This is a genomic window from Mycobacterium sp. ZZG (assembly GCF_054786995.1).
This window is the reverse complement of sequence record NZ_JBTBFV010000003.1, coordinates 160,349-180,614: the sequence shown is the minus strand read 5'-3', so window position 1 is coordinate 180,614 and position 20,266 is coordinate 160,349. Positions and strand designations below refer to the sequence as shown.

Here is a 20,266-nt window from a genome sequence, read left to right as displayed (position 1 = left end):
ATGCGTATCGGAGTGCTGACCGGCGGAGGTGACTGTCCCGGGCTGAACGCCGTGATCAGGGCGGTCGTGCGCACGTGCGACGTGCGGTACGGATCGTCAGTGGTCGGCTTCCAGGACGGCTGGCGCGGTCTGCTGGAGGACCGGCGCATCCAGCTGCGCAACGACGATCGCAACGACCGGCTGCTCGCCAAGGGCGGCACCATTCTCGGCACCGCGCGGGTGAATCCCGACAAGCTGCGCGCCGGTCTGGACCAGATCAAGCAGACGCTGGAGGACAACGGCATCGACGTGCTGATCCCGATCGGGGGAGAGGGCACGCTGACCGCGGCGCACTGGCTGTCCGAGGAGAACGTTCCCGTCGTCGGGGTGCCCAAGACCATCGACAACGACATCGACTGCACCGACGTCACGTTCGGCCACGACACCGCGCTGACTGTCGCCACCGAGGCCATCGACCGGCTGCACAGCACCGCCGAATCCCACCAGCGGGTGATGCTGGTCGAGGTGATGGGGCGGCATGCCGGCTGGATCGCGCTCAACGCCGGCCTGGCCTCAGGGGCGCACATGACGCTGATCCCCGAGCAGCCGTTCGACGTCGAAGAGGTGTGCCGGCTGGTCAAGCAGCGCTTCGTGCGAGGTGATTCGCATTTCATCTGCGTGGTCGCCGAGGGCGCCAAGCCGGCCGAGGGGTCGATGCAGCTGCGCCAGGGCGGCATCGACGAGTTCGGCCACGAGAAGTTCACCGGCGTCGCGCAGCAACTGGCGATCGAGGTGGAGAAACGGATCAGCAAAGAGGTCCGCGTGACGGTGCTCGGGCACGTGCAGCGCGGCGGTACGCCGACCGCCTACGACCGCGTGCTGGCCACCCGGTTCGGGGTCAACGCCGCCGACGCCGCGCACGCCGGCGAGTACGGCATGATGGTGTCCCTGCGCGGCCAGGAGATCGGGCGGGTGCCGCTGGCCGACGCGGTGCGCCAGCTCAAGTTGGTCCCGCAGAGCCGCTACGACGACGCCGCCGAGTTCTTCGGTTGACGGCCACTAGGATCGGGGGCATGACTTCCGTGACCTCGGCCAACGCACCGCTGCTCGATTACGACGAGGTCATCGCCAAGTACGAACCCGTGCTCGGCCTGGAGGTCCACGTCGAGCTCTCGACCGCGACCAAGATGTTCTGCGGGTGCGCCAACCGGTTCGGCGCCGAACCCAACACCCTGGTGTGCCCGGTCTGCCTGGGCCTGCCCGGTTCCCTGCCCGTGCTCAACGAGGCCGCGGTGGAGTCCGCGATCCGGATCGGTCTGGCACTCAACTGCGAGATCGCGTCGTGGTGCCGGTTCGCGCGGAAGAACTACTTCTATCCGGACCAGCCGAAGAACTACCAGATCTCGCAGTACGACGAGCCGATCGCGTTCAACGGGTATCTCGACGTCCCGCTCGACGACGGCAGCACCTGGCGCGTCGAGATCGAGCGCGCCCACATGGAGGAAGACACCGGCAAGCTGACCCACCTCGGCAGCGACACCGGACGTATCGCGGGGGCGACGACCTCGCTGGCCGACTACAACCGCTCCGGCGTGCCGCTGATCGAGATCGTCACCAAACCCGTCGAAGGCGCCGGCGAGCGTGCCCCCGAGATCGCCCGGGCGTATGTCACCGCGTTGCGGGACCTGTTGCGCGCGTTGGACGTCTCCGATGTCCGGATGGATCAGGGCTCGATGCGCTGCGACTCCAATGTGTCCCTCAAACCGATCGGGCAGGCCGAGTTCGGCACCCGCACCGAGACCAAGAATGTCAACTCCCTCAAGAGCGTCGAGATCGCGGTCCGCTACGAGATGCGCAGACAGGCCGCGGTTCTGGACAGCGACGGCACCGTCGTCCAGGAGACCCGGCACTTCCACGAGGATGGACACACCTCGCCCGGGCGCAGCAAGGAGACGGCGCAGGACTACCGCTACTTCCCCGAGCCGGACCTCGAGCCGGTGGCGCCCAGCGCCGATTGGGTGGAACGGTTGCGCGGCACGCTTCCCGAGCTGCCGTGGTTGGCGCGCAAGCGGATTCAGCAGGACTGGGGCATCTCCGACGAGGTGATGCGCGACCTCGTCAACATCGGCGCGCTCGACCTGATCGCCGCGACGGTCGAGCACGGTGTGTCCAGCGACGCCGCGCGCGCGTGGTGGGGCAACTTTCTGGTGCAGAAGGCCAACGAACTCGACGTCGAACTCGACGCGTTGCCGATCACCCCGGCGCAGGTGGCTGCGGTGGTCAAGCTCGTCGACGACGGCAAGCTGTCCAACAAGCTCGCCCGCCAGGTCGTCGAGGGTGTGCTGGCCGGGGAGGGCGAGCCGGAGCAGGTGATGGCCGACCGCGGACTGGTCGTGGTGCGCGACGACTCGTTGATCCAAGCCGCGGTCGACGAGGCGCTGGCCGCCAATCCCGACATCGCCGACAAGATCCGCGGCGGCAAGGTGCAGGCCGCGGGCGCGATCGTCGGCGCGGTGATGAAGGCCACGAAGGGCCAGGCCGACGCCGCGCGGGTGCGTGAACTCGTCATGGCCGCCTGCAACTAGATGACCCGCATCCAGGACCTGGTCTTTCGCGTCCTGCAGCACCCGCTGCGGCTGCTGTCGCTGCGGTCGATCGTCATCCTCGCCCAGCTAGGGGTGATCATCCTGGTGCTGACGCTGGGTGTATGGGTCTGGGTCGGCGTCACCAACGACCAGTACGACCAGCTCGACCGGCGGTTGGACTCACTGTCCAGCCTCGGCGACGTCACCACGCTGCTGCGCAGCGCGCAGGACGGCGTCGGCCCGGAACCGACCGAGGGCGGACTGGTGCGCACCGCTCGCACCGGCGGCACCACCGTGTCGATCCCGGCCGACATCGTGCTCCCCGAACTGCCGAGCGGGTACGCCGACGCGACGATCGACGGAGTCGAGTACCGGGTGCGCACCATCACCACGCCGAGTGCGTCGATCGCGCTCGGTGCGCCGCTGGCCGACACCCAGGCCCGCATCGATTCCCTGCACTGGCGGGTGTTCTGGATCTGTTTCGGGGTGATCCTCAGCACGCTGGTGATCGGCTGGGTCATCGGGCTGATCATGGTCAACCCGTTCCGGCTGCTGGCCCAGCAGGCCCGCGCCATCAACGCGCAGTCCGCGCCCGACGAGGTGCAGGTGCGCGGCGTGTGGGAGGCGGTCGAGATCTCCGAGGCGGTCGAGGGCATGCTGGCCCGGATAGGCGACGAGCAGCAGCGCACCCGGGCCGCGCTGGAGACGGCGCGCGACTTCGCGTCGGTGGCCTCCCACGAGCTGCGGACCCCACTGACGGCGATGCGGACCAACCTCGAGGTGCTCACCACGCTCGACCTCGGTGCCGAGCAGCGCGACGAGGTCATCGGCGATGTGATCCGCACCCAGTCGCGGATCGAGGCCACGCTGTCGGCGTTGGAGCGGCTGGCGCAGGGACAGCTGACCACGGTGGACGACTTCGTCCCGGTCGACGTCGCCGAGTTGCTCGACCGCGCCGCCCACGACGCGATGCGCAATTATCCCGGCCTGGACGTGTCGCTGGCGTCGTCGACGTCGGTGTTGATGCTCGGCATGCCCGCGGGGCTGCGGCTCGTCATCGACAACGCCATCGCCAACGCCGTCAAGCACGGTGGTGCCACCCAGATCCGGCTGAGTGTGGTCAGCTCGCAGTCCGGGGTGGAGATCGCCGTCGACGACAACGGCTCCGGGGTGCCCGAAGAGGAGCGCGCCGCGGTGTTCGAGCGCTTCCACCGGGGGACCACCGCGTCCCGCTCGGGTTCAGGACTCGGACTGGCGCTGGTCGCTCAGCAGGCTGAGATCCACGGTGGCACAGCCTCGTTGGAGGTCAGCCCGCAGGGCGGCACCAGGCTGATGCTGCGTCTGCCGGGCTAGGTGTTGTCGGCGTTGGTGCGCGGGAACCCGCCACCCTGCGGGAACAACGGGAACACCACGTCGTCGAGTTTCATCGCGTCGCCGGAGGTCTTGTTGACGGTGGCGCCCCACACGTTGCCGTCGGGAGAGACCTCCAGTGCCCAGGCGTGCCCGTGCTGGTCCTGACGGACCACCTCCGGATCCCCGGTCACCGCACCGGTTTCCGGGGCCATCCGCACCGCGACGGTCTGCTTGGTGTTGACCAGATTGACCAGCACGGTGCCGTCGAGCGCGGCGCAGCCCGCGACACCGGGTCGGTCCGGCCACGTCCACACCGTGGACACCTTGGAGTCTTTGGTGATGCGCTGCAGCCGGTCGGCGGTCGGCGTCCGGTCGGTGACGTAGAGCGACTCGTCGGCCGGGTCCACGCACACCCCGCCGCCGGGACCCAACCCTGACAGCGCGGTGGTGGTGGGGGCCTGATCGACGGTGGTCGGCTGCTCGATGCGCAGCAGCTTGCCTGCCAGCGAGCCGGGATCGGCGGCCAGCGCCGGGTTTCCGGCGTCCCCGGTCTGCACCATCAGGGTGGTCGGGCTGGTGAAGATCACCGAGCCGGTGTTGCCGGTGGCCCCTTTCGGGATGCCGGTCAGGATCGGCTTAGGCGGGTCACCCTCGACGATGCGCACGACACGGTTGTCGGTCGGTGTGCTGACGTAGGCGTACATCAGCCGGTCCTGGATGAAGGTCGGCGACATCACGATGTCCATCAGGCCGCCGTCACCGCTGGGGTCGACCGGGATGACCATCTTGGTGATGGGCTCGGCCCGCACCGACACCTGCTTGACCGCGCCGGTGGTGCGTTCGGCGACCAGCGCGGACTGGCTGTCGGGCAGCATGATCAGACCGCTGATGCTCTCCAGACAGCCCTGCATGACGCCGGGCGCCGGGCACTCCTTGGGAAACGGCTTGGCCGGCAGGGGAGGAGGAGGCGGCGGCGTCGACGTCGGACCCGGGGCAAGCTGCGGTTCGGTCGTGAACGGCTGGGACTGCGCGGAGTCGAACCGGGCACAGCCGGCCCCGGCAAGCAGCGCCGCGCTCAGCAGCACGACAACAGGCCCCAACGACCGACGCTCGCTCATGCAGGCCAGGTTACGGATCCCCGGACGGAGCCCGCCACGCGCTCCCGCCGCGACCTGGGACGGCTGAAAGAAACACGTGTTCAACGCGCCGCGCCAATCCCCGGTTGTGAGCCGGACAGCACTTACCCTGGCTGACGTGACGAGCCCCCATGACCCAGGCCTCTGGCAGCGGCCCGACGATTCGGCTGGGCGGCCTGCGTCGGCGAGCCTGGTGGACCCGGAAGACGACCTCCCCACGACGAACTACGGCGGCGACTTCGAGACCACCGCCATTCCGCGCTACGACTCGGCCAAACCGGCCAATCAGCAGCCATTCGCGCTGCTCAACGACCCTGAACCGCTGCCCTACGTGCAGCCCGGCGCCGGGCTGGCGCCCGGGGCCTACGGTGCGACGGCAGCACCCACCGAGGTCGGTGTGGTCGACGCCGACCGGCGCGACGATCGCAGGGGCACCCAGGACCTCGGGCTGTTGCTGCTGCGCGTCGCGGTCGGCGTGCTGCTCATCGGCCATGGCCTGCAGAAGGTGTTCGGTTGGTGGGGCGGCCCCGGACTGGACGGTTTCCGTGACTCACTCGGCGACGTCGGGTTCCGGCACGCCGACATCCTGACCTATGTCGCCGCCGGCGGCCAGATCGCCGCCGGTGTACTGCTGGTCATCGGTCTCTGCACCCCGATCGCCGCGGCCGGGGCCCTCGGTTACCTGATCACCTCGGTGCTGGCCGAGGCCACGATCGCCCATCAGGAAGCCAGACTCTCGGCCTTCCTCACCGACGGGCACGAGTACAAGATCGTGCTGGTCTGCGCCGCGGCGGCCATCATCCTCGTGGGCCCCGGCCGCTACGGCCTGGACGCGGGACGGGGCTGGGCCCGCCGTCCCTTCATCGGATCCTTCGCCGCGCTGCTGCTGGGTGTGGGCGCCGGCATCGCGATCTGGGTGCTGCTCAACGGGACCAACCCGCTGGGCTGATCCACCCTCACTCGTACGGGTTGGGCACCCGTCCGCCGCTGGCGGCGGTCAGCAACGGCAGCGTCGAGAACGTCACGGCCGGCAAGGACAGCTCGGTCCCGTCGCGCTTGTGTGCCACCGCCCACGCGGTGCGCCCGAATCGCAGCCCGTCGATGTCATCCCAGCGCACCGTCCGGCTGTGCAGCATGGTGCGCGCGGTGACGGTGTCCCGGTCGGCGACCGTGCGGTAGCGCATCACGACGATCGACAGGGTCAGCGGAATCAGGAAGAACAGGATGTACCAGGCCGGCCCGGCGAAGACGACGGCGAGCATGGCCACCGTCAGAAAGCCGATCGCGACATGAGCCATCGGTGAGATCCTGATGACGACGGGAGCCTTCTCCGAAGCCGGGGGAGTACGCATGCCGCCATCATCCCACCGTCGCGGTCGGCTTCCCGCGCCGAGCTGATTTGACCTTTTGCCAGTTCGGCGGCTACCGTCGTCTGCTATGCAGACCCCCGGGCTCGTAGTAATTGGGTTGCGCGTTGATGCCGCGCTGGCCCTGTTCGGGGCATAGCAAAACCGCATCGACGCGCAACCCTCGTACAGCCGCCGGGCTGACGGGGGTTTTTTGTTGCCCCAGCATCGATTTGAGAAGATCAGCCGACCGACAAGGACCAAGAGGACACCGTGAGCGCACCTACCAAGCGACCGCCCGAGCAGTCGGCGACCCCGACGAACGGGACAGCGGATGACGCGAAGCACGACTCCGCGTCATCCCCGTCGCAAGCCATTGGCCGACCGAACAACGTTGCCCCGCAACAGCTGACCGGAGCGCAGGCGGTGATCCGTGCGCTCGAGGAACTCGGTGTCGATGTCATCTTCGGCATCCCCGGCGGTGCGGTGCTGCCGGTCTATGACCCGCTGTTCGACTCGCAGAAGCTCCGGCACGTGCTGGTGCGTCACGAGCAGGGCGGCGGGCACGCCGCCAGCGGTTACGCGCACGCCACCGGGCGGGTCGGCGTGTGCATGGCGACCTCCGGGCCCGGGGCCACCAACCTGGTCACCCCGCTGGCCGACGCCTACATGGACTCGATCCCGATGGTGGCGATCACCGGGCAGGTCGGACGCGGGTTGATCGGCACCGACGCGTTCCAGGAAGCCGACATCTCCGGCATCACGATGCCGATCACCAAGCACAACTTCCTGGTGCGCGACGGCGACGACATCGCGCGGGTCATCGCCGAGGCGTTTCACATCGCCTCCAGCGGACGGCCCGGGCCTGTGCTGGTCGACATCCCCAAGGACATCCTGCAGGGGGAATGCACGTTCGCCTGGCCGCCGCAGTTCGAGCTGCCCGGCTACAAGCCGAATACGAAACCACACAACCGGCAGATCCGCGAAGCGGCCAAACTGATCGCCGAGGCGCGCAAGCCGGTGCTCTACGTCGGCGGCGGCGTGATCCGCGGCGAGGCCAGCGAGCAGCTGCTCGAGCTGGCCGAGCTGACCGGCATCCCCGTCGTGACCACGCTGATGGCCCGCGGCGCGTTCCCGGACAGCCATCCGCAGAACATGGGTATGCCCGGCATGCACGGCACGGTCGCCGCGGTGGCCGCCCTGCAGCGCAGCGATCTGCTGATCGCGCTGGGCACCCGTTTCGACGACCGAGTGACCGGCAAACTGGATTCGTTCGCCCCCGAGGCCAAGGTGATCCACGCCGACATCGATCCCGCCGAGATCGGCAAGAACCGCCACGCCGACGTGCCGATCGTGGGTGACGTCAAGGCCGTCATCACTGATCTGATCGATGCCCTGCGCAGGGATGGCGCGGCCGATTCGGCGCGACTGGACAACTGGTCGGAGTACCTGCGCGGAATCCAGTCGACCTACCCGCTGAGCTACGGCCCGCAGAGTGACGGCAGCCTGTCGCCGGAGTTCGTCATCGAGACGCTGGGCAAGATGGCCGGAGCCGACGCCGTCTACGTGGCCGGGGTGGGCCAGCACCAGATGTGGGCCGCGCAGTTCATCTCCTACGAGAACCCCAAGACGTGGATCAACTCCGGTGGTCTGGGCACCATGGGTTTCGCGGTGCCGGCGGCCATGGGCGCCAAGATGGGCCGGCCCGAGGCCGAGGTGTGGGCGATCGACGGCGACGGCTGCTTCCAGATGACCAACCAGGAGCTGGCGACGTGCGCCATCGAAGGGGTGCCGATCAAGGTCGCGCTGATCAACAACGGCAACCTCGGCATGGTGCGCCAGTGGCAGACGCTGTTCTACGAGGAGCGCTACAGCCAGACCGATCTGGCCACCCACACCCGCCGCATCCCGGATTTCGTCAAGCTGTCCGAGGCGCTGGGCTGTGTCGGGTTGCGCTGCGAGCGTGAAGAGGACGTCGCCGACGTGATCGCCCAGGCTCGCGCGATCAACGACCGCCCGGTGGTGATCGAGTTCGTCGTCGGCGCCGACGCCCAGGTGTGGCCGATGGTGGCCGCGGGCACCAGCAACGACGAGATCCAGGCGGCCCGCGGTATCCGGCCGCTGTTCGACAACGAAGAGGGGCACGCCTGATGAGCGCTTGCGCGAAGAACATGGACGCGGGCATGAGCGCTTGCGCGAAGAACGGAGCGCACTGATGAGCATCACCCACACGCTGTCGGTGCTGGTCGAGGACAAGCCCGGCGTGTTGGCCCGCGTGGCCTCGCTGTTCTCAAGGCGCGGCTACAACATCCAGTCGCTCGCCGTCGGGGGCACCGAACACAAGAACCTCTCCCGGATGACCATCGTGGTCGACGTCGAGGAATCGCCGCTGGAGCAGATCACCAAGCAGCTCAACAAGCTCGTCAACGTGATCAAGATCGTCGAGCAGGACGAGGAGCACTCGGTCTCCCGCGAGCTCGCGCTGATCAAGGTCCGCACCGACGCCGCCACCCGCGGTCAGGTCATCGAGGCCGTCAACCTGTTCCGCGCCAAGGTCGTCGACGTCTCCAACGAGTCACTGACCGTCGAGGCCACCGGGACACCTGGCAAGATCGAGGCGCTGCTGAGGGTGCTCGAGCCTTATGGGATCCGGGAGATCGTCCAGTCCGGTGTGGTGTCGCTGTCCCGCGGCCCGCGCGGCATCAGCACCAAGTAAATACCTGAAAAGTAAACAAAAGAAAGAAGATTCACGAAGATGGCAGTTGAGATGTTCTATGACGCCGACGCGGACCTGTCGATCATCCAGGGTCGCAAGGTCGCCGTCATCGGCTACGGCAGCCAGGGGCACGCGCACTCGCTGAGCCTGCGCGACTCCGGCGTCGAGGTGAAGGTCGGCCTCAAGGAGGGCTCGAAGTCCCGCGAGAAGGTCACCGAGCAGGGCCTGGAGGTCGACACGCCGGCCGCGGTCGCCAAGTGGGCCGACGTGATCATGCTGCTGGCGCCCGACACCGCGCAGGCCGAGATCTTCACCAAGGACATCGAGCCCAACCTCGAAGACGGCAACGCCCTGTTCTTCGGCCACGGCCTCAACATCCACTTCGGCCTGATCAAGCCGCCGGCCAACGTCACCATCGGCATGGTGGCCCCCAAGGGCCCGGGTCACCTGGTGCGCCGCCAGTTCGTCGACGGCAAGGGTGTGCCCTGCCTGATCGCGATCGACCAGGATCCCAAGGGTGAGGGCCAGGCGCTGGCGCTGTCGTACGCCGCCGCCATCGGCGGTGCCCGCGCCGGTGTCATCAAGACCACGTTCAAGGAGGAGACCGAGACCGACCTGTTCGGTGAGCAGGCTGTGCTGTGCGGTGGCACCGAGGAACTGGTCAAGACCGGCTTCGAGGTCATGGTCGAGGCGGGCTACGCCCCCGAGATGGCCTACTTCGAGGTGCTGCACGAGCTCAAGCTGATCGTCGACCTGATGTACGAGGGTGGTATCGCGCGGATGAACTACTCGGTGTCCGACACCGCGGAGTTCGGCGGCTACCTGTCCGGCCCGCGCGTGATCGACGCCGACACCAAGAAGCGCATGCAGGACATCCTCAAGGACATCCAGGACGGCACGTTCGTCAAGCGTCTGGTCGCCAACGTCGAGGGTGGGAACAAGGAGCTCGAGGGTCTGCGCAAGCAGAACGCCGAGCATCCGATCGAGGTCACCGGCAAGAAGCTGCGCGACCTCATGAGCTGGGTCGACCGCCCCATCACCGAGACCGCCTAGCCGGTCCGTTCCCGTCGCGGAATAGTAATCCCGGTCGTGATCAGTCGCTGATCACGACCGGGATTGCTGTTCCGGGGGACCCGCGCGGGGGTCGGTACTCTCGGTGATCATGACGGGCACCCCGACTCCGGCCTCGGCGCTGCTGGCGCGTGCCGGCGGCATCCGCGGACTTGTATACACCGCGCTGCCGGTCACGACGTTCGCCGCGCTCAACGCGGTTGCCGGGTTGACACCCGCACTGATCGCGGCGGTGGTCGCCGGGGCGTGCGTGCTGGCCTGGCAGCTGGTGCACCGCGAGTCCACCCGGCCCGCGCTGTTCGGTTTCGCCGGAGTCGCAGTGGGCGCGGGTTTCGCGTTGGTCACCGGGCAGGCCAAGGACTTCTACCTTCCCGGCATCTGGCTGTATCTGTTGATGGCGGTCCTGTTCACCGGCTCGGTCATCGTCCGCCGGCCGTTGATCGGGGTCGTGTGGGCGTGGATGACCGGGCGCGACGGCACCTGGCGGCGAACCCGCCGTGTCCGCACGGCCTTCGACCTGGTGACGCTGATGATGGCGTCGGTGTCGGCGACGCGGTTCGGGGTGCAGTTCTATCTTTACGACACCGACCAGGACGGCATGCTCGCCGTGGCGAGGATCGCCATGGGGTGGCCGGTGTTCCTGGTGACGTCGACGTTGATCTTCCTGGCCATCCGCACGGCGATGCGCGCGCTGCCCAAGGGCGGCGAGCCCGCCTAATGCAGCCGGTCGGCGACGCCGACGACCCGCCGGGCCAGGTGATCGAGCGCGGCCAGCGTCGTGTCGTCGAGCTCGTTGCGGTTCTCGGGGCCGGTGATGTGGCCGACGCCGTACGGGTTGCCGTCGGCGAACTTGATCGCGTCGGTGTATCCGGGCGGCACGATGATGCCGCCGAAGTGCATCAGCGTGATGTACAGGGTGATCAGCGTGGTCTCCTGGCCGCCGTGGGCGGTTTGGGACGACGTGAATCCGGCGTACACCTTGTCGGCGAGCTTGCCCTGCGCCCACAGCCCACCGAGGGAGTCGATGAACGTCCGGAATTGCGAGGCCATGTTGCCGAAGCGGGTGGGGGAGCCGAAGATCACCGCGTCCGCCCACACGATGTCGTCGCCGGTCGCGGCCGGAAGGTCCTTCGTCGCTTGATAATTCGCCATCCACGCGGGGTTGTTGGCGAATGTCTCGGGGTCGCGGGTCTCGGCGACGTGCCGCACCCGTACCTCGGCGCCGGCCGCCTCGGCCGCGGTCGCGACACGGTGGGCCATGGCAGTGCCGTGGCCCGTCGCCGAGTAGTAGATGACCGCCAGTTTCGTCATGGCGCCACCCTACGCGCGATATCGGCGTGCCCGTCGTCGTGAAAGGAGTGTATGAACGCGCCGACATCACTGGGGCCGCGGGGCCAGCGACGGCAGAGTCTTGATGCCGAACTCCCGCCGCAACACGGTGCGGGCGGCGTAGAAACCGGCCATTCCGTGCACGCCGCCGCCGGGCGGGGTGGCCGACGAACACAGATACGCCTTCGGTACCGGCGTCGTCCACGGGTTCCACCGCAGCGCGGGTCCGGTCAGGGCGCTGACCATGTTGTTGGCGCCGACGCCGATGTCCCCGCCCACCAGGTTGGCATTGTGGTCGGACAACCGCGCCGCCGGGATGCTGCGCACGCCGACCACCACGTCCCGGAAGCCGGGGGCGAACCTCTCGAACACCTCGGTGACGGCCTCGGCCATGTCGACCGTCGAGCCGGCAGGCACATGGGCATAGGTCCACAGGGGCCGGCGGCCCTGCGCGTCGATGCGACCCGGATCAGCCAGATGAGGCAGCGAGGCCAGCACCATCGGCCACTGAGGATGCCTACCCGCGGCGATTTCCTTCTCCGCCAAGGCCATCGTGGCGCGATCACCACCCAGGTGCAGTGTCGGCGTATCGGCCAGACGTGCGTCCCGCCAAGGGATCTCGCCGGAGAGTACGAAGTCGACCTTCGCCACACCGGGCCCATATCGGTAGCGCCGCAACGTTTTCGCGTAGCGCTCGGGCAACCGGTCGCCGTAGATGTCTAGTAGGGCCGTCGGCGCGGTGTCGTAGAGCACCACGCCCGCAGGCGGACTCGTCACCGTCTCGCCGAGGATCAGTTCCCCGCCGTGGGCGCGCAGATCCGCGATCAGCGCGTCCGGGACCGCCTGCGAGCCCCCTACCGGGATCGGCCATCCGACCGCATGGCCCAGGGTCGCCAACATCAGCCCGGCGCCGGCCGATACGAGCGATGGCATCCTCGAAATCGTATGTGCCGCAACGCCGGTGAACAAAGCGCGGGCATCCTCGCCGACCAGCGTGCCCCAGGCCGGGGTGCCCTGGGCCAACAGCCGGGGAGCGACCCGCACGGCGGCGGGCAGACTCGGCGGGATCGACCGCTTGTCGCCCAGCAGCAATCCGACCACGCCGTCGCAGTCGGCGACCAACGGCCCGAGCAGCCGCCGCCAGGACGCCCCGTGGTCGAGCTCGGCGCAGGTGCGTTCGATGTCGCGGTAGCCGATGGCCGCCGGGCGGCCGAGCAGCGGATTGCCATAGGACACCTCCGGCACCGCCAGTGTCACCCCGCGGGCACGCAGGTCGAACTCGGAGAAGAACGGTGACGCCAGCGCCAGCGGGTGCACCGCCGAGCAGATGTCGTGCGTCACACCGCCGAACTCCGGATCGGGCAGCGTCCGTGCGCCCCCACCGGGTGTGGCCTGCGCTTCGATCACCCGCACCGACAGCCCTGCTCGCGCGCAGATCACGGCCGCGGCCAGTCCGTTGGGTCCACTCCCGACGACGGTCAATTCCACCTGGCCATTAGAGCCCATTAGGCTGAGGCCTCGTGAGTCTTCCTGTGGTACTGATCGCCGACAAGCTGGCCCAATCGACCGTGGAGGCCCTGGGCGACCAGGTCGAGGTCCGCTGGGTCGACGGACCGGACCGGGAGAAGCTGCTGGCCGCGGTGGCCGACGCCGACGCGCTGCTGGTGCGCTCGGCCACGACCGTCGACGCCGAGGTCCTCGCCGCGGCCCCGAAACTCAAGATCGTCGCCCGCGCGGGCGTGGGCCTGGACAACGTCGACGTCGACGCCGCGACCGCCCGCGGTGTGCTGGTCGTCAACGCGCCGACGTCCAACATCCACAGCGCCGCCGAGCATGCCGTGGCCCTGCTGCTGTCGACCGCTCGCCAGATCCCCGCCGCCGATGCGACGTTGCGCCAGCGCACGTGGAAACGCTCGGCATTCTCGGGAACCGAGATCTTCGGCAAGACCGTGGGCGTGGTCGGTCTGGGCCGCATCGGGCAGCTGGTAGCCCAGCGGCTCGCCGCATTCGGTGCGCACATCACCGCCTATGACCCGTATGTGTCCCACGCGCGCGCCGCGCAACTCGGCATCGAGCTGCTGCCGCTCGACGAGTTGCTCAGCCGCGCCGATTTCATCTCCGTGCACCTGCCCAAGACCAAGGAGACGGCCGGCCTGATCGGCAAGGAGGCGCTGGCCGGCACCAAGCCGGGTGTGATCATCGTCAACGCGGCCCGCGGCGGGTTGATCGACGAGGCTGCCCTGGCCGAGGCGATCGCCAGCGGCCACGTCCGCGGTGCCGGACTGGACGTGTTCGCCACCGAACCGTGCACCGACAGCCCGCTGTTCGATCTGCCGCAGGTCGTCGTCACGCCGCATCTGGGCGCGTCGACCGCCGAGGCGCAGGATCGCGCCGGCACCGATGTGGCGGTCAGCGTGAAGCTGGCCCTGGCCGGTGAGTTCGTCCCGGATGCGGTCAACGTCGGCGGCGGCGCCGTCGGCGAGGAGGTCGCCCCGTGGCTGGACCTGGTCCGCAAGCTCGGGTTGCTCGTCGGGGCCCTGTCGACGGAGCTGCCCACCAACCTGTGCGTGCAGGTGCGCGGCGAGCTGGCCTCCGAGGACGTCGGGGTGCTCCGGCTTTCGGCGTTGCGCGGCCTGTTCTCCGCGGTCATCGAGGACCTCGACGACGGCTCCGGCTCCGCGTCGCGTGTCACGTTCGTCAACGCCCCGGCACTGGCCGCCGAGCGCGGCGTCGAGGCCTCGATCGACACCGAGTCCGAGAGCCCCAACCACCGCAGCGTCGTCGACGTCCGCGGGGTGGCCGCCGACGGTTCCACGGTCAACGTCTCGGGCACGTTGTCGGGCCCCCAGCTGGTGGAGAAGATCGTCCAGATCAACGGTCGCAATTTCGATCTGCGTGCCGAGGGCGTCAACCTGATCATCAACTACGACGATCAGCCCGGCGCGCTGGGCAAGATCGGCACCCTGCTCGGCGGCGCCGCGGTGAACATTCTGGCCGCGCAGCTGAGCCAGGACGCCGACGGCAGCGGTGCGACGATCATGCTGCGACTCGACCGTGAAGTGCCCGAGGACGTCCTCGCTGCCATCGGCCGCGACGTGGACGCCGTGACGCTGGAAGTGGTGGACCTGACATGAGTGCAACGATCAAACTGGCCGTGATCGCCGGTGACGGCATCGGACCGGAGGTGATCGGCGAGGCGCTCAAGGTGCTTGACGCCGTGCTGCCGGCAGTGGAGAAGACCGAATACGACCTCGGCGCACGGCAGTACCACAAGACCGGTGAGGTGCTGCCGGACTCCGTGCTCGAGGAGCTGAAGGGTCACGACGCGATCCTGCTGGGCGCGATCGGGGATCCCTCGGTGCCCAGCGGACTGCTGGAGCGCGGTCTGCTGCTGCGCATCCGGTTCGAACTCGACCACCACATCAATCTGCGGCCCGGCCGGCTCTACCCCGGTGTGCAGAGTCCGCTCGCCGGCGACCCGGAGATCGATTTCGTCGTCGTGCGTGAGGGCACCGAAGGGCCCTACACGGGCAACGGCGGCGCGATCCGGGTGGGCACGCCGCACGAAATCGCCACCGAGGTCAGCGTGAACACCGCCTACGGGGTGCGCCGGGTGGTTCAGGACGCGTTCAAGCGCGCCTACCAACGGCGTAAGCACCTGACCCTGGTGCACAAGAACAACGTGCTGACCAACGCCGGCTCACTGTGGTGGCGCACGGTGCAGGCGGTCGCCGCCGAGTTCCCGGAGGTCGAGGTCGCCTATCAGCACGTCGACGCCGCGACCATCCACATGGTCACCGATCCCGGCCGCTTCGACGTGATCGTCACCGACAACCTGTTCGGCGACATCATCACCGACCTCGCCGCCGCGGTCTGCGGTGGTATCGGGCTGGCCGCCAGCGGCAACATCGATGCCACGCTGACCAATCCGTCGATGTTCGAGCCGGTGCACGGCAGCGCGCCCGATATCGCGGGGCAGGGGATCGCCGATCCGACGGCGGCCATCATGTCGGTGTCGCTGCTGCTGGCCCACATGGCCGAGATCGATGCCGCGACGCGGGTCGACCGGGCGGTCGCCGAACACCTGGCCACCCGGGGAGACGAGAAGCTGTCGACCACCGAGGTCGGCGACCGGATCCTCGGAAAGCTGTAGCCATCGCGGCGTGCGCGTCGCTGACGCGGCAGTGCTGGTTGTTCGCCATCGGCTCGTCGCTCTTCGCGCTCGCCACCGCGCCCCGCTTCCCGGGATGGGTGGGGGCCGCGCCGGCGGATCTGCTGTGCTTTGTCGGCTCCTGAGTTCTTCACCACCGCGGCGTGGATGCAACTGGTCCTCGCCGACCGCGCCGAGCGTCTCGAATGGTCGGCAGCCGCAGCACAGTTCGCCGGGACGTTGTGGTTCAACCTGAGCGCCGGCGCCGCGGTATGGGCCCACGCGGTGCTCGCCGAACGTCGCTACGTCTGGGTGCCCGACGTGACCGGCTCATTGTTCTTCCTGATCAGCGGCGCGATGGCGATGGCGGCGGTCGCCGCCGTCGGGGCGGTGAGGTTCGGGTCGCGCGACTGGATCACCAACGCGGTCAACCTCACCGGCTGCGTCGCGTTCGGGGTGTCGGCGGCCGCCGCGTTCATCCGCAAGGACGGCGTCACCGCAGACGAATGGCTGGCCAACTTCGGCACATTTCTCGGGGCGCTGTGCTTCCTGGCCGCGGCGTTGATCGCGCTGCCCCGCCACAGTCGGTCAGCGGTCTGACTCGACCGTCAGCGGCACCGCCGGAATCGCCAACAACGGGAACAGGGCGCACACCGCGAACGCCACCGGGTAGCCGGCGACCGCGATCAGTCCGCCGAACAGCGGCGGAGCGATGCCCTGGGCGAACAGTTGGCTGGTGTTCTGGGTGCCCAGTGCGCGTCCGCTCCAGAACGGACCCGCGTACTCGGCGATGAGAGTGAACGCCAAACCGTTGTCCGACACGGTGATCACCGAGGCGACGATCATCAGCGCGATGCTCACTGGCGAACCCAGCCAGTCGGTCACTGCCAAGAGGGCCATCGCGGCCGCCGCGGCGGCGGCGATGATGCGGATCGGACGCAGCCGTGAAGCGATCAGGTCGCCGGTGCGCCTGACGAACATGTCCGACCACCGGCCCGCACCGACTCGCCCTGCGGCCCCGAGGATCTGGGCCAGCATCACCAGCAGGCCCGCGGATTCGGCCGACCAGCCGTGCCGGGCGATCAGCCACACCAGCGTGAACGTCCACACCACGACCTGGGGGACGACGAGCAGCACGGACGTGAGGTGGATGCGCCACAGCATCGGTGAGCCGCGGTACGGGTTGCTCAGGACACTATCGCCGGCCTCGGCGCGCGGGGGCCGCGGTGGGTCGATCACCGCGACCGCGCAGAGCACCGCTGCCGCCGCGCACACCACGGCCGGGAAGAGTAGCGCTGCCGAGACTCCCTCGGCCTCGGCCAGCCGCGGGATCACCAGCGCGCCGACGCCCACGCCGAGGGGCTGAGCGGTCTGCCGGATGCCCATCACCAGGCCACGCTGTTCGGCGTCGAACCAGCCGACCACGAGCCGTCCACTGGCGGTATTGCTGCTCGCGGCGGCCATACCACCCAGGAACAGGAAAACACCTGTGGTCAGAAGGGAGTCCGCCGAGGCCGCCGCGAACGCCGCCGCGGCGGTCAGGGCCGACCCGAGCGTCAGTACGACCCGTTCGCCGACGCGATCGACGACGTAGCCCCACGCGATCAGCGTCGTGACCATCCCCAGGCTGGGCAGTGACGACATCAGCCCGGCCGCCGCCAGATCGAGGCCGCGTTCGTCGTGCAGGGTCGGTATCAGGAACGCGACACCGTTGATGAACACGTTGGCGCACAGCGTCGCCGACAGCCCGACAGCCAGCATCGACCAGCGCCTCAACGCGCTGACCGACGTGGTTCCCATGGCGCCATGGTCGCACAGGTGTCTCACAATCCTGAATGGGGTTCCCAAAATATGAGACTTTCTGGCGTGGGTGGCGTGCCGTCGGCGGCGGGTGTACCGCGCACTAGGCTGGCCCTATGCGTCTCGGACGAATTGCCAGCCCCGACGGTGTCGCCTTCGTCTCTATCGAGGGTCCGCCCGACGACCCGGCCGCGGCGGTGGCCCGAGAGATCGCCGAGCATCCCTTCGGTACGCCCACCTTCACCGGCAGGCAGTGGCCGCTGGCCGATGTGCGACTCCTCGCGCCGATCCTGGCCAGCAAGGTCGCGGCGATGGGCAAGAACTACGCCGCGCACATCGAGGAGATGGGCGGGGGCACCTTCGAGGACCCGATCATCTTCCTCAAGCCGAACACGGCGATCATCGGGCCCTATACGCCGATCCAACTTCCCGCCGACGCCAACCCGGTGCACTTCGAAGGCGAACTGGCCGTGGTGATCGGCCGGCCCTGCAAGGACGTTCCGGCCTCGCGCGCCGCCGAGAACATTCTGGGCTACACGATCGCCAACGATGTGTCGGCGCGGGATCAGCAGCGCAAGGACGGCCAGTGGACGCGTGCCAAGGGCCACGACACCTTCTGCCCGGTGGGACCGTGGATCGAAACAGACCTCGACCCCTCCGACCTCGAAATCCGCACGGAGGTCAATGGCGAAGTCAAACAACGGAGCCGGACGTCGTTGATGATCCACGACGTCGGCGCGATCATCGAGTGGGTCTCGGCGGTGATGACCTTGCTGCCCGGTGATCTCATCTTGACCGGAACCCCGGAAGGCGTGGGCCCGCTGGAGCACGGTGACGTCGTCAGCATCACTGTCGAAGGGATCGGGACCCTCACCAATCCTGTTGTCAGAAAAGGAAGATCGTGACGACCTCGAATGCGGTACGTGTCAGATTCTGCCCGTCGCCGACCGGGACGCCCCACGTCGGCCTGATCCGTACCGCGCTGTTCAACTGGGCCTACGCCCGGCACACCGGCGGCGCGTTCGTCTTCCGCATCGAGGACACCGACGCCGCCCGCGACAGTGAGGACAGCTATGTTGCGCTGCTGGACGCACTGCGGTGGCTGGGAATGGACTGGGACGAAGGTCCCGAGGTCGGCGGTCCGCACGCCCCGTACCGCCAGTCGCAGCGCCGCGAGATCTATCTCGACGTGATCGAGCGCCTGCTCGCCGCCGGCGAAGCCTACGAGGCCTACTCGACCGCCGAGGAGGTCGAGGCCCGCCATATCGCCGCCGGGCGCAACCCCAAACTCGGATACGACAACTACGACCGCGAGCTGACCGAGGAGCAGCGCGCGGCGTTCCGCGCCGAGGGCCGCCGGCCAGTCGTCCGGCTGCGCATGCCCGACACGGACCTGACCTGGAACGACCTCGTCCGCGGCGAGACCACGTTCCCCGCGGGGTCGGTGCCGGATTTCGCGCTCACGCGAGCCAGCGGCGACCCGTTGTACACCTTGGTCAATCCGGTCGACGACGCGTTGATGAAAATCACACACGTGCTCCGTGGCGAGGACCTCCTGCCGTCCACTCCCCGGCAGCTCGCGCTCTACGCCGCGCTGATCCGCATCGGTGTGACCGATATGACACCGCAATTCGCCCATCTTCCTCCGGTCCTCGGCGAGGGCAACAAGAAGCTGTCCAAACGCGACCCGCAATCCAATCTTTTCCTGCACCGGGACCGTGGGTTCATCCCCGAGGGCCTGCTCAATTACCTTGCCCTGCTGGGCTGGTCGATCGCCGGTGACCGCGACATCTTCAGCCTGGACGAGATGGTCGCCGCGTTCGACGTCGCCGACGTGAACTCCAATCCGGCGCGGTTCGACCAGAAGAAGGCCGAAGCGCTCAACGCCGAGCACATCCGGATGCTCGAAGAGGCCGAGTTCATCCGCCGGCTCGGGGAGTACTTCGCCGCTCACGGTTACCGCACCGGTCTGGACGAGGTCGGCTTCGCCGAGGCGGCCCGGCTGGTGCAGACCCGGATCGTCGTGCTCGGCGATGCCTGGGATCTGTTGAAGTTCCTCGACGACGCCTCGTTCGCACTCGACGACAAATCGGCGGCCAAGGAACTCAAGGCCGAGGCGGTGCCGGTACTCGACGCCGCGGTGCAAGCACTTCAGGGCATCGCGACGTGGGACGCGGCGGCCATCGAGGCGGCGCTGAAGTCCGCGCTGATCGAAGCGCTCGAGCTCAAACCGCGCAAGGCCTTCGGTCCGGTCCGGGTGGCCGCGACGGGCTCGTCGGTGAGCCCGCCGCTGTTCGAGTCGCTGGAGCTTCTCGGCCGCGACCGCAGCTTGGCGCGGTTGCAGGCCGGCCGGGATCACGCCGCGGCGGCCGCGACGGCGGTGCCGTGAAAAATCAGTCCGAAATCTTTGGTAGTCTGCTCGTCGGCCCGTGAAAGGCGCGCGAAGGTGACACCGACGCACGCCGGGCCGAAAAGGGGCTTGTGACCAGCGGTTACAAGCAGCCAATGGGGTATGGTGTAATTGGCAACACAGCTGATTCTGGTTCAGCCATTCTAGGTTCGAGTCCTGGTACCCCAGCCAACGCCACTGATTAGGTCTGCATTCTCACCTGAGCTATGCTTTCCAACCGGCACCAGTTCTAGCCCCCGTCGTCTAGCGGCCTAGGACGCCGCCCTCTCACGGCGGTAGCGTGGGTTCGAATCCCATCGGGGGTACAAAGCAACACTCCGGTTCCTCATCCGAGGGCCGGAGTTTTTCGTTGCGTACTCGCCCAGCACTCGCCCGGGACCGCGTGAGACCA

At 68.3% G+C, this 20,266-nt stretch carries 17 protein-coding genes, 2 tRNA genes and 1 pseudogene; 15 read left to right on the top strand and 5 right to left on the bottom strand.

Annotated features, from left to right (window positions below; translation table 11 throughout):
* Genes ACXMYJ_RS03560 through ACXMYJ_RS03550 form a run of 3 tightly spaced genes read left to right on the top strand, consistent with a single transcriptional unit; the run spans position 1 to position 3,917 of the window.
* Positions 1-1,032 (top strand): ATP-dependent 6-phosphofructokinase, encoded by a 1,032-nt coding sequence (locus ACXMYJ_RS03560; RefSeq protein WP_260751381.1) that lies wholly within the window; start codon positions 1-3, stop codon positions 1,030-1,032.
* Between the two features lie 20 nt (positions 1,033-1,052).
* Complete coding sequence (gene gatB, locus ACXMYJ_RS03555; protein WP_260751384.1) at positions 1,053-2,564, top strand: Asp-tRNA(Asn)/Glu-tRNA(Gln) amidotransferase subunit GatB; 1,512 nt, start codon at positions 1,053-1,055, stop codon at positions 2,562-2,564.
* A complete protein-coding gene (locus ACXMYJ_RS03550; protein ID WP_260751386.1) occupies positions 2,565-3,917 on the top strand; it encodes a sensor histidine kinase in 1,353 nt (450 codons plus the stop codon).
* Here the strand turns inward: ACXMYJ_RS03550 and ACXMYJ_RS03545 are convergent.
* Entirely contained in the window at positions 3,914-5,035 is a 1,122-nt protein-coding gene (locus ACXMYJ_RS03545) for a PQQ-dependent sugar dehydrogenase (RefSeq protein ID WP_460354014.1), read from the bottom strand. The genes ACXMYJ_RS03550 and ACXMYJ_RS03545 overlap by 4 nt on opposite strands.
* Before the next feature lie 136 nt (positions 5,036-5,171).
* On the opposite strand from ACXMYJ_RS03545, the gene ACXMYJ_RS03540 reads away from it, so the two are divergent.
* Positions 5,172-6,002 carry a DoxX family protein gene (locus ACXMYJ_RS03540; RefSeq protein WP_460354012.1) on the top strand — a complete coding sequence of 277 codons (831 nt, stop codon included), beginning with the start codon at positions 5,172-5,174 and terminating at the stop codon, positions 6,000-6,002.
* Positions 6,003-6,009: 7 nt separating this feature from the next.
* On the opposite strand, the gene ACXMYJ_RS03535 is transcribed toward ACXMYJ_RS03540, so the two are convergent.
* A complete protein-coding gene (locus ACXMYJ_RS03535; RefSeq protein ID WP_460354009.1) occupies positions 6,010-6,405 on the bottom strand; it encodes a PH domain-containing protein in 396 nt (131 codons plus the stop codon).
* A 267-nt stretch (positions 6,406-6,672) separates the two neighbouring features.
* On the opposite strand from ACXMYJ_RS03535, the gene ACXMYJ_RS03530 reads away from it, so the two are divergent.
* From ACXMYJ_RS03530 to ACXMYJ_RS03515, 4 genes are all read left to right on the top strand, one after another.
* On the top strand, positions 6,673-8,550 hold the full coding sequence (locus tag ACXMYJ_RS03530) for an acetolactate synthase large subunit (protein ID WP_396884307.1): 1,878 nt from the start codon (positions 6,673-6,675) through the stop codon (positions 8,548-8,550).
* Between the two features lie 64 nt (positions 8,551-8,614).
* A complete protein-coding gene (ilvN, locus tag ACXMYJ_RS03525; protein WP_396884309.1) occupies positions 8,615-9,115 on the top strand; it encodes an acetolactate synthase small subunit in 501 nt (166 codons plus the stop codon).
* A 51-nt stretch (positions 9,116-9,166) separates the two neighbouring features.
* Entirely contained in the window at positions 9,167-10,168 is a 1,002-nt protein-coding gene (gene ilvC / locus ACXMYJ_RS03520; RefSeq protein WP_460354098.1) for a ketol-acid reductoisomerase, read from the top strand.
* A gap of 109 nt (positions 10,169-10,277) precedes the next feature.
* A complete protein-coding gene (locus ACXMYJ_RS03515; protein ID WP_443186677.1) occupies positions 10,278-10,904 on the top strand; it encodes a DUF3159 domain-containing protein in 627 nt (208 codons plus the stop codon).
* On the opposite strand, the gene wrbA is transcribed toward ACXMYJ_RS03515, so the two are convergent.
* Entirely contained in the window at positions 10,901-11,497 is a 597-nt protein-coding gene (gene wrbA, locus ACXMYJ_RS03510; RefSeq protein WP_260751392.1) for an NAD(P)H:quinone oxidoreductase, read from the bottom strand. The genes ACXMYJ_RS03515 and wrbA overlap by 4 nt on opposite strands.
* 66 nt (positions 11,498-11,563) lie before the next feature.
* On the bottom strand, positions 11,564-13,003 hold the full coding sequence (locus ACXMYJ_RS03505; RefSeq protein ID WP_260751393.1) for a phytoene desaturase family protein: 1,440 nt from the start codon (positions 13,001-13,003) through the stop codon (positions 11,564-11,566).
* 32 nt (positions 13,004-13,035) lie between these two features.
* Here ACXMYJ_RS03505 and serA point away from each other — a divergent pair, with 32 nt between their 5' ends.
* From serA to ACXMYJ_RS03490, 3 genes and pseudogenes are all read left to right on the top strand, one after another.
* Positions 13,036-14,649 (top strand): phosphoglycerate dehydrogenase, encoded by a 1,614-nt coding sequence (gene serA / locus ACXMYJ_RS03500; RefSeq protein WP_260751394.1) that lies wholly within the window; start codon positions 13,036-13,038, stop codon positions 14,647-14,649.
* Between the two features lie 8 nt (positions 14,650-14,657).
* Positions 14,658-15,668 carry a 3-isopropylmalate dehydrogenase gene (locus tag ACXMYJ_RS03495; protein WP_460354096.1) on the top strand — a complete coding sequence of 337 codons (1,011 nt, stop codon included), beginning with the start codon at positions 14,658-14,660 and terminating at the stop codon, positions 15,666-15,668.
* A gap of 38 nt (positions 15,669-15,706) precedes the next feature.
* Positions 15,707-16,265: pseudogene (locus ACXMYJ_RS03490) on the top strand (hypothetical protein).
* Here ACXMYJ_RS03490 and ACXMYJ_RS03485 read toward each other — a convergent pair.
* Complete coding sequence (locus tag ACXMYJ_RS03485) at positions 16,254-17,465, bottom strand: MFS transporter (protein WP_460354005.1); 1,212 nt, start codon at positions 17,463-17,465, stop codon at positions 16,254-16,256. The pseudogene ACXMYJ_RS03490 and the gene ACXMYJ_RS03485 sit on opposite strands and share 12 nt — an antisense overlap.
* A 116-nt stretch (positions 17,466-17,581) precedes the next feature.
* On the opposite strand from ACXMYJ_RS03485, the gene ACXMYJ_RS03480 reads away from it, so the two are divergent.
* From ACXMYJ_RS03480 to ACXMYJ_RS03465, 4 genes are all read left to right on the top strand, one after another.
* Entirely contained in the window at positions 17,582-18,370 is a 789-nt protein-coding gene (locus ACXMYJ_RS03480) for a fumarylacetoacetate hydrolase family protein (RefSeq protein WP_460354003.1), read from the top strand.
* Positions 18,367-19,854 (top strand): glutamate--tRNA ligase, encoded by a 1,488-nt coding sequence (gene gltX, locus ACXMYJ_RS03475; protein WP_443186679.1) that lies wholly within the window; start codon positions 18,367-18,369, stop codon positions 19,852-19,854. The genes ACXMYJ_RS03480 and gltX overlap by 4 nt, the downstream gene beginning before the upstream one ends.
* 117 nt (positions 19,855-19,971) lie before the next feature.
* Positions 19,972-20,046 (top strand) — tRNA-Gln (locus ACXMYJ_RS03470).
* 61 nt (positions 20,047-20,107) lie between these two features.
* Positions 20,108-20,180, top strand: a tRNA-Glu gene (locus ACXMYJ_RS03465).
* The last annotated feature ends 86 nt before the right edge of the window (positions 20,181-20,266 follow it).

Excerpts from the sequence above, each read along its gene's own strand:
- ACXMYJ_RS03560 (WP_260751381.1), top strand. The coding sequence starts at position 1 with ATGCGTATCGGAGTGCTGACCGGCGGAGGTGACTGTCCCGGGCTGAAC.
- gatB (WP_260751384.1), top strand. The coding sequence starts at position 1,053 with ATGACTTCCGTGACCTCGGCCAACGCACCGCTGCTCGATTACGACGAG.
- ACXMYJ_RS03480 (WP_460354003.1), top strand. The coding sequence starts at position 17,582 with ATGCGTCTCGGACGAATTGCCAGCCCCGACGGTGTCGCCTTCGTCTCT.
- ACXMYJ_RS03550 (WP_260751386.1), top strand. The coding sequence starts at position 2,565 with ATGACCCGCATCCAGGACCTGGTCTTTCGCGTCCTGCAGCACCCGCTG.
- ACXMYJ_RS03485 (WP_460354005.1), bottom strand. The coding sequence starts at position 17,465 with ATGGGAACCACGTCGGTCAGCGCGTTGAGGCGCTGGTCGATGCTGGCT.
- ilvC (WP_460354098.1), top strand. The coding sequence starts at position 9,167 with ATGTTCTATGACGCCGACGCGGACCTGTCGATCATCCAGGGTCGCAAG.
- ACXMYJ_RS03535 (WP_460354009.1), bottom strand. The coding sequence starts at position 6,405 with ATGCGTACTCCCCCGGCTTCGGAGAAGGCTCCCGTCGTCATCAGGATC.
- ilvN (WP_396884309.1), top strand. The coding sequence starts at position 8,615 with ATGAGCATCACCCACACGCTGTCGGTGCTGGTCGAGGACAAGCCCGGC.
- wrbA (WP_260751392.1), bottom strand. The coding sequence starts at position 11,497 with ATGACGAAACTGGCGGTCATCTACTACTCGGCGACGGGCCACGGCACT.
- ACXMYJ_RS03545 (WP_460354014.1), bottom strand. The coding sequence starts at position 5,035 with ATGAGCGAGCGTCGGTCGTTGGGGCCTGTTGTCGTGCTGCTGAGCGCG.
- ACXMYJ_RS03515 (WP_443186677.1), top strand. The coding sequence starts at position 10,278 with ATGACGGGCACCCCGACTCCGGCCTCGGCGCTGCTGGCGCGTGCCGGC.